The sequence below is a fragment of the Streptomyces sp. W16 genome, from assembly GCF_033194735.1.
Classification (GTDB): Bacteria; Actinomycetota; Actinomycetes; order Streptomycetales; family Streptomycetaceae; genus Streptomyces.
In genome coordinates, this window is record NZ_JAWOAI010000432.1 from 1 (window position 1) to 8732 (window position 8732).

Genomic DNA, 8732 nt, shown 5'->3' on the forward strand with positions numbered 1-8732 from the left:
GGCCGCCAGCTCCTCCTCCTGGCGGGCCTGCATCAGGACCACGGCGAGGATGCCGGCGGCCCGTTCGGCGGCGATGCGGTGCACGGGGGCGAGCGGTGCCCGTACCGGAAGCAGCACGATCCGCGCCCGCACCGAACCCGTACCGGGACCGCCGCCGGGCACGTCCACCAGCACCGAACCGGCGGGCGGCGAGCCGTCCTTGTGCTGGCCGCGCAGCCCCTCCCACACCTGGAGCGGGTCGGCGCCCTCGGGTCCTGACCCGGCCGCGTAGAGGAGTTGGCCGTCCGGGGTCTCCAGGAAGACCGGGTTGCCGCTGAAGTCGGCCAGGATGCCCAGGACTTGGGGGATTCCGCCGCCGCCGAGCAGGGCCTCCGTGCAGCGGCGGTGGACCTCCTCGGCCTGTTGTAGCAGCGCGTAGTGGCCGTTGACGATCTCGGTGTGGATCTCCTCGGTGACCGCGACGAACGGCACCTCGCGGTGCAGCTGGACCAGCGGGAGACCGGTCGCCCGGGCCGTCTCGACGAGGGTGGCGGGCAGCCGGGTGAAACGCGGGCCGAGCTCGACGACCAGGGCCGCGATGCCCCGCTCGGCGAGGGTACGGACGAACGCGCGCTGTTCCGCCGGACGGGTGCCGAGGCCGTAGCCCGTGGTCAGGAGCAGTTCGCCGCCCTTGAGGAGGGAGGCGATGTTCGGGACCTCGCCCGCGTGCACCCACCGCACGGTCCGCTGCAGCCGGTCGGCGCCCGCCAGGATCTCCGGCAGCCCACTGCGCAGCCCGGGCAGCTCCAGCGCCCGCTGCACGGTGATGCCGGCGCCCTGGGTGTCGAATGTGCTGTCCGTACGGCTGTCCATGAGGCGGACGGTACCTGCGCGGATGCCCTCTGCACATCTCGGCCTAGGCAGGCGCGATGTTGTGGTTGAAGCGGAAAACGTTGTCGGGGTCGTACTCCCGCTTCACCGCCGCGAGCCGCCGGGTGTTCGCGGCGCCCAGGCCCGCCGTCACGCGGTCCGTGCCCTCGTCGCCCATGAAGTTGAGGTAGGCCGCGCCGGTGCTCCAGGGCCGGACCCGGGCTCGGACGTCTCTGACCCATGCGATGCAGCGTTCGTCGTCGGCCGGGTCCTCCCACATGCCGAAGGGGTGCACGGCCCAGGGCGCGTTCCGGAACGGCAGCGGGAACTCGGCGGGCCCGGACGCGATCGCGCCGCCCTGTGGGAACAGCACGTGCTGGGTGCCCGTGGGGACCGGCATGCTCTCGCCGAGGGCACAGAAGACGTCCGTGAACTCGTCGGGCGCGCCCGTCAGATACTCGGCCGACCAGTAGTTCCGCATACCCGGCGGATCGTCGAACATCGTCTGGAACATGGCGTAGGGCAGCGCGGTGACGACCTCGATCTCGTGCGGCAGAGCCAGCAGCGGCTGGGCGAGTTTGCGCATGTCCTCCTCGGCGCCGACGTAGGTGATCAGCGCGCCGCACAGCCGCTTGCCGACCAGGTGCTCGGGGACGAACTCCTCGGGCGGGGCGGTCAGATAGATGACTCCGCCGCTCGCCTCCTGCGGGCCGGTCTCGATGATCTCGCGGTAGGTGCGGACGACGTCGGGGCCGTGCTCGGGCTCGTACATCACCATGGCGATGGAGAATTCGGGCAGCTCGTGCAGTCTCAGGGTCAGCGCGGTCGCGATGCCGAAGTTCCCGCCGCCGCCGTGCAGGGCCCAGAAGAGTTCCGGGTTCTCCTCGGCGCTCGCATGCACCACTTGTGCGTCGGCGGTCACCAGGTCCACGCCGAGCAGGTTGTCGACGGCGAGGCCGAAGGCGCGGTCCAGCCAACCGGTGCCGCCGCCGAGGACGAAGCCGCCGACGCCGGTCGTGGAGACCCGGCCGCCCGTGGTCGCGAGACCGTGCTCCTGGGTCGCACCGTCCAGTTCGCTCATGGTGGCCCCGCCCGCGATCCGTATTGCCCGGGCCGCGGGATGGATCGTCACCTCGCGCATATGGCGCAGGTCCACGACGAGCGCCCCGTCGCCCAGTGCCATGCCCGCGACGCTGTGCCCGCCGCCGCGCACCGCGATCGGCAGATCCAGCTCGCGCCCGAAGCGCACGGCCCGTACGACATCGGCCTCGTCCACGCACTGGGCGATCACGGCCGGACGCCGGTCGATCATCGCGTTGAAGACGACACGGGCGTCGTCGTAACCCTGATCCCCCGGGGCGAACACGTCGCCGACCAGATCCTCGCGCAACGCGGCAAGAGCCGCGCCCGCCGTCGAGAGGGAAGCCATGGCCGCCCCCCTTTCAGAAAAGGGGCTTTTGTCCGCTTCCAGCCTAGGCGGGTGCGGTGCGGCGGTCGCGTCGGGCCGCCACACGTCACCGGACCGTAAGGGCCGGCCGCCGTACGCCCCGTACGGCAGCAGGGCCCGGACCGTGCGTCGCGGTCCGGGCCCTGCTGCGGTGGTGTGTCAGCTCTTTGCGGTGTCGTCGCCCGCCTGCTCGGCGGCCTCAGCCGCGCCTGCCTTCTCGCGCATCTTGCGCACCAGCTCCGCCTTCTGGTCGGCCGCACTCTGGCGGTCGAGGTTGCGGTGCGGACCGTGGTTCTGCCGTTCGGCGCGGGACTGCTTCTTGCGCTGGCCGCCGCCCATGCCCACGGGGTTGTTGATGTTCTTGCTCACAGTCACGGGTTCTCCCGGTAGTGATGTGGAGTGATCTACGGATTCATCGGAAGAACACGACAAGGACGTTACCCGGTTCCGTCGGCCCCGCCCACCAACCTGTTCGCCGCCGCGGGCGTTGTGCCCGGCCAGGCGCCCCGCTCGGACAGGTGGAGAACGAGGGCGGCGATGTTCCAGGCATCGTCCTCGCCGCGGTGGTGACGGCCTTCGAGCCGCAGTCCGGCGATCTCCAGGGCCTGCGCCATGCCAGGGCGTTTGCGCAGGCCGTATGCCTCGGTGAAGGCCGCTTTGGCGTTGGTGTGATGCCGGCCGAAGGGATAGGGCGTCCGGGTGCTCTGGCACTGCCGGGTGAACTGGTTGCGGTCGTAGTCGCCCCAACTGGTCCACGGGCGGGACCCGGCGTGATGTTCGGCCGCCAGCAGCCGACACGCCTCGGCGAAGCCGACCCCGCTGTCCACCTCGTGTTGCGTGAGACCGGTCAGCTCCGTGCAGAACTCGCTGACCGTGGACCGGGCAGGACGTACCAGGATCCGATGCCGGGCGAGGCGCTGCGCGGTGGCCAGGTCGACGACGGTCAGCCCGATCTCGATGATCTCGCTGACCGCGCCCGGTGGCTGGCCGCCATCCCAGCAGGTGGCTTCGACATCCACGACGTTCAGGAGCCGCTCGGCCCCGGTGCTGTCCATGGCGGGAAGAGTAGGGACGAGTGGCGGCCGGGGCACCTGGATTTTCCTGCTGCGGTGCGGATGCGGCGGTGCCGCCGTCCCCGGGCACCTCTCGGGCCCGGGGCGCGCGCTCGGCGGGTGTCAGCCGCCGTAGGCCCCCGAAGCCGTCAGCCGCAGTGCCGTGTCGATCAGGGGGACGTGGCTGAAGGCCTGCGGGAAGTTGCCGACCTGGCGTTGCAGGCGGGGGTCCCACTCCTCGGCGAGGAGGCCCAGGTCGTTGCGGAGCGACAGGAGCTTCTCGAAGAGCTTGCGGGCCTCGTCCACGCGGCCGATCATCGCGAGGTCGTCCGCCATCCAGAACGAGCAGGCCAGGAACGCGCCCTCGTCGCCGGGGAGGCCGTCGACGCCCTCGTCCGTGCCCGAGGTCGGGTAGCGCAGGATGAAGCCGTCCGGGGTGGACAGCTCGCGCTGGATCGCCTCGATGGTGCCGATCACGCGCTTGTCGTCCGGGGGCAGGAAGCCCATCTGCGGGATGAGGAGCAGGGAGGCGTCCAGCTCCTTCGAGCCGTACGACTGCGTGAAGGTGTTGCGCTCCTTGTCGTAGCCGCGCTCGCACACGTCGCGGTGGATGTCGTCGCGCAGTTCGCGCCACTTCTCCAGCGGGCCGTCCGCGTCGCCCGACTCGATCAGCTTGATCGTGCGGTCGACCGCGACCCAGGCCATCACCTTGGAGTGCACGAAGTGGCGGCGCGGGCCGCGCACCTCCCAGATGCCCTCGTCGGGCTCGTCCCAGTGCTTCTCCAGGTAGCGGATCAGCTTCAGCTGGAGCAGGGAGGCGTAGTCGTTGCGGGCCAGGCCCGTCATGTGGGCCAGGTGCAGGGCCTCGGTGACCTCGCCGTAGACGTCCAGCTGGAGCTGGTGCGCGGCGCCGTTGCCCACCCGGACCGGGCCCGAGTTCTCGTAGCCCGGCAGCCAGTCCAGCTCCGCCTCGCCGAGCTCGCGCTCGCCGGCGATGCCGTACATGATCTGCAGGTTCTCCGGGTCGCCGGCGACGGCCCGCAGGAGCCACTCGCGCCAGGCGCGGGCCTCCTCGCGGTAGCCGGTGCGCAGGAGGGAGGAGAGGGTGATGGCCGCGTCGCGGAGCCAGGTGTAGCGGTAGTCCCAGTTGCGGACGCCGCCGATCTCCTCCGGGAGGGAGGTGGTGGGCGCGGCGACGATGCCGCCCGTCGGGGCGTAGGTCAGGGCCTTCAGCGTGATCAGGGAGCGGACCACCGCCTCGCGGTACGGGCCGTGGTACGTGCACTGCTCGACCCAGTCGCGCCAGAAGTCCTCCGTGGCCTCCAGCGACTGCTCCGGCTCGGGGAGCGGCGGCGGCGGCTTGTGCGAGGGCTCCCAGGAGATGGTGAACGCGATGCGGTCACCCGGTGCGACGGTGAAGTCGGCGTAGGTCGTGAGCTGCTTGCCGTAGGTCTCGGCGGATGTGTCGAACCACACGGAGTCGGGGCCCGCGACGGCGACCGTGCGGCCCTCGTGCTTGTGCACCCACGGGGTGACCCGGCCGTAGGAGAAACGCATCCGGAGGGTCGAGCGCATCGGGACGCGGCCGGAGATGCCCTCCACGATGCGGATCAGCTGGGGGGCGCCGTCGCGAGGGGGCATGAAATCGGTCACGCGGACCGTGCCTCGCGGAGTGTCCCATTCCGATTCCAGGATCAGGGAGTCGCCGCGGTAGCCGCGCCGGGCCGCGCGGGGCGGCGGCGCGTCGGAGGCGTGGGCCGGGCCCAGCCGCCAGAAGCCGTGTTCCTCTGTGCCCAGCAGACCGGCGAAGATGGCATGGGAGTCGAAGCGGGGCAGGCAGAGCCAGTCCACCGTGCCGTCCCGGCAGACCAGGGCAGCGGTCTGCATGTCTCCGATGAGTGCGTAATCTTCGATGCGCCCGGCCACGTGCAACTCCAGTCGAACGGCCACGTCGCCCCTCAGAAAAAGGGGCGGTCGCTGTGTGCGGTCAAGGGATCGTTTGTAGTGCGTCGTTGAGCCATGAAGCAAATGGGGGTCGTCGCTCAACGGACTGACGAGCTCTCGTTGTTCCGGGATATACGGGCGGGGGTGGTGCCGTGTTCCGGACCGGCTCGGCAGCGAGTGTCCGAGCAGGATACGACGCACGTAGATGATCTGTGTGCCGCTCTCGCCAACGGACCTGGGCCGAACGGGTGAGCAACGCGTGAGAAGCAGGTAACCAGGGCGCGTCTGTGTCGACGGGAGTGACCTGTGTGTCGAGGTGAGTGCGGAGCGTGGCCGGAAGCCATCTCGTCCAGGCGCTGATACCCTGGTAGCCCGTGGACCGGTGGGCACAAAACCCCCGACCGCAACTCGAACCGCGACCACGGGAGCCCCCTCTTGGCCATGCCGACCGCTGCTTTTCGAAACAGCACAGCCACGACGACCAAGCACATCTTCGTCACCGGGGGTGTCGCCTCCTCACTCGGCAAGGGCCTCACCGCCTCCAGCCTCGGCATGCTCCTCAAGGCGCGGGGCCTGCGCGTCGTGATGCAGAAGCTCGACCCGTATCTGAACGTCGACCCCGGCACGATGAACCCCTTCCAGCACGGTGAGGTGTTCGTCACCAACGACGGTGCCGAGACCGACCTCGACATCGGACACTACGAGCGCTTCCTAGACCGCGACTTGGACGGCAGCGCCAACGTCACTACAGGCCAGGTTTACTCGACTGTGATCGCCAAAGAGCGGCGCGGCGAGTACCTCGGTGACACCGTGCAGGTCATCCCGCACATCACCAACGAGATCAAGCACCGCATCCGGCGCATGGCGACCGACGAGGTCGACGTCGTCATCACCGAGGTCGGCGGCACGGTCGGCGACATCGAGTCGCTGCCGTTCCTGGAGACGGTCCGCCAGGTCCGCCACGAGGTCGGCCGGGACAACGTGTTCGTGGTCCACATCTCGCTCCTGCCGTACATCGGTCCCTCGGGAGAGCTGAAGACGAAGCCGACCCAGCACTCGGTTGCGGCCCTCAGGAACATCGGTATCCAGCCGGACGCGATCGTGCTGCGTTCCGACCGCGAGGTCCCGACCGCGATCAAGCGCAAGATCTCGCTGATGTGCGACGTCGACGAGGCCGCTGTGGTGGCCTGCCCCGACGCCCGCTCGATCTACGACATCCCCAAGACCGTGCACAGCGAGGGCCTGGACGCCTATGTCGTCCGCAAGCTGGACCTCCCCTTCCGCGACGTGGACTGGCGGACCTGGGACGACCTGCTCGACCGCGTCCACAACCCGCTGCACGAGATCAACCTCGCGCTGGTCGGCAAGTACATCGACCTGCCCGACGCCTACCTCTCGGTCACCGAGGCCCTGCGCGCCGGCGGCTTCGCCAACAAGGCCCGGGTGAAGATCAAGTGGGTCACCTCGGACGACTGCAAGACCCCGGCCGGCGCCGCCAAGCAGCTCGGTGACGTCGACGCGATCTGCATCCCCGGCGGCTTCGGCGACCGCGGTGTGTCCGGCAAGGTCGGAGCCATCCAGTACGCCCGCGAGCACAAGATCCCGCTGCTCGGCCTCTGCCTGGGCCTCCAGTGCATCGTGATCGAGGCCGCGCGCAACCTCGCCGACATCGCGGACGCCAACTCCACCGAGTTCGACCCGGCCACCGGCCACCCGGTCATCTCCACCATGGCCGAGCAGCTCGACATCGTCGCCGGCGAGGGCGACATGGGCGGCACCATGCGCCTGGGCATGTACCCGGCCAAGCTCGCCGAGGGCTCCATCGTGCGCGACGTGTACGACGGCAAGGAGTACGTCGAGGAGCGCCACCGCCACCGCTACGAGGTCAACAACGCCTACCGCGCCGAGCTGGAGAAGAAGGCAGGCCTGCAGTTCTCCGGCACGTCCCCGGACGGCAAGCTCGTCGAGTACGTGGAGTACCCGCGCGAAGTGCACCCCTACCTCGTCGCGACCCAGGCCCACCCCGAGCTGCGCTCCCGCCCGACCCGGCCGCACCCGCTCTTCGCGGGCCTGGTCAAGGCCGCCGTGGCACGCAAGACGGGCAAGTAGTACGAGGGTTGTACGGTGACCGGGGTGCGCGCCTTCAAGAGGTGTGCACCCCGGTTTCTTCTACGCGGTTTTCTTCATGCAGTGCAGGCACGTGTGCGGGAGGACAGGGCATGACCATCAAGGACACCCCGGAGGAGTGGGAGATCCGGGCGACCGCGACCCCCTTCGTCGGCAACAAGACCTCCGTGCGCACCGACGACGTGGTCATGCCCGGCGGCGCGGTCGTGCACCGCGACTACCAGGTCCACCCCGGCTCCGTGGGCGTCCTCGCCCTCGACGAGCAGGACCGGGTGCTCCTCATCAAGCAGTACCGCCACCCCGTACGCCAGAAGCTGTGGGAGATCCCGGCCGGACTGCTCGACATCCCCGGCGAGAACCCGCTGCACGCCGCCCAGCGCGAGCTGTACGAGGAGGCGCACGTCAAGGCCGAGAACTGGCGGGTGCTGACCGACGTCTACACCACGCCCGGCGGCTGCGACGAGGCCATCCGCATCTTCCTGGCCCGGGACCTGTCCGAGGCCGAAGGACAGCGCTTCGAGGTCGAGGACGAGGAGGCCGACATGGAGCACGCGCGCGTGCCCCTCGACGACCTGGTCCGCGGGGTCCTCGCCGGCGAACTGCACAACAACTGCCTCGTCGTCGGTGTCCTCTCCCTGGTCGCCGCCCGGCACGGCGACGGCCTCGACGCGCTGCGCCCCGCCGAGGCGCCGTGGCCCGCGCGTCCCTTCGAGTCCTGAACCCACACCTCACCCACGCCTCATCCTTTCCGCCTCTTTCGGCGTCTTCCGGTGTGACGATCGGCTGATCCGATCGGGGGATGTGCCCGCCGCGCTCCGCACGGTTCGTCGCAGAGCGTGAACTAGGCTCTGGAATCACCCGATCCGGAGTCCCGGCGGGCTATGCGCGTGCAGTGGGACGGGAGTGTGGCCCGTGACGGATCAGGCGGTGGACACAGACGGTGTGAAGCTGTCCGAGAACACTTCTACCGAGGGCCAATTCCTGGGCCGCGCAAGAGAGTTGAAGGAACTGCGGGCCGACATCGAGCGCGCGGGCCTGGACACCATCGCCGGCCGCAAGGCCCCCCGCGCACGCGTCCTCCTCATCGCGGGCAAGCCCGGCTCCGGCCGCAGTGCGCTGGCCGAGGAACTTGTCCGACAGGTCGCTGACCGTTACGACCACGGTGTGCTCCGGGCCCGGCTCAGCGAGCCCGACGGCACCCCCGTCCCCACCGAGCGCACCGCCCGCGAACTCCTCACCGCCCTGGAGCTGCCCACCCCGGCCGGCGCCTCCGAGGACGACCTCTCGGACATCCTGCGCGCGGCCCTCGCCGA

Annotated in this window: 7 protein-coding genes and 1 pseudogene; 3 read left to right on the top strand and 5 right to left on the bottom strand. The window is 70.0% G+C overall.

What is annotated here, in order from left to right; translation table 11 throughout:
- The 5 genes from R6V09_RS39065 to R6V09_RS39085 all read right to left on the bottom strand — a co-directional run.
- The coding region (locus R6V09_RS39065; protein WP_317886226.1) for a PucR family transcriptional regulator ligand-binding domain-containing protein at positions 1–852 on the bottom strand (852 nt) is incomplete at its 3' end.
- 43 nt (positions 853–895) lie between these two features.
- Complete coding sequence (locus R6V09_RS39070) at positions 896–2278, bottom strand: FAD-binding oxidoreductase (RefSeq protein WP_317886227.1); 1383 nt, start codon at positions 2276–2278, stop codon at positions 896–898.
- Between the two features lie 177 nt (positions 2279–2455).
- Positions 2456–2671, bottom strand: a complete 216-nt coding sequence (locus R6V09_RS39075; RefSeq protein WP_317886228.1) for a DUF6243 family protein — start codon at positions 2669–2671, stop codon at positions 2456–2458.
- Between the two features lie 62 nt (positions 2672–2733).
- Positions 2734–3351 carry a 3'-5' exonuclease gene (locus R6V09_RS39080; RefSeq protein ID WP_317886229.1) on the bottom strand — a complete coding sequence of 206 codons (618 nt, stop codon included), beginning with the start codon at positions 3349–3351 and terminating at the stop codon, positions 2734–2736.
- 120 nt (positions 3352–3471) lie between these two features.
- Positions 3472–5274 carry a glycoside hydrolase family 15 protein gene (locus R6V09_RS39085; protein ID WP_317886231.1) on the bottom strand — a complete coding sequence of 601 codons (1803 nt, stop codon included), beginning with the start codon at positions 5272–5274 and terminating at the stop codon, positions 3472–3474.
- Positions 5275–5733: 459 nt separating this feature from the next.
- Here R6V09_RS39085 and R6V09_RS39090 point away from each other — a divergent pair, with 459 nt between their 5' ends.
- The 3 genes and pseudogenes from R6V09_RS39090 to R6V09_RS39100 form a co-directional block, all read left to right on the top strand.
- Positions 5734–7401: a CTP synthase gene (locus tag R6V09_RS39090; protein WP_317886232.1), complete on the top strand. Its 1668-nt coding sequence runs from the start codon at positions 5734–5736 to the stop codon at positions 7399–7401.
- 110 nt (positions 7402–7511) lie between these two features.
- A complete protein-coding gene (locus tag R6V09_RS39095; protein ID WP_317886230.1) occupies positions 7512–8138 on the top strand; it encodes an NUDIX hydrolase in 627 nt (208 codons plus the stop codon).
- 193 nt (positions 8139–8331) lie between these two features.
- A pseudogene (locus R6V09_RS39100) lies at positions 8332–8732 on the top strand (hypothetical protein); the annotation flags it as partial.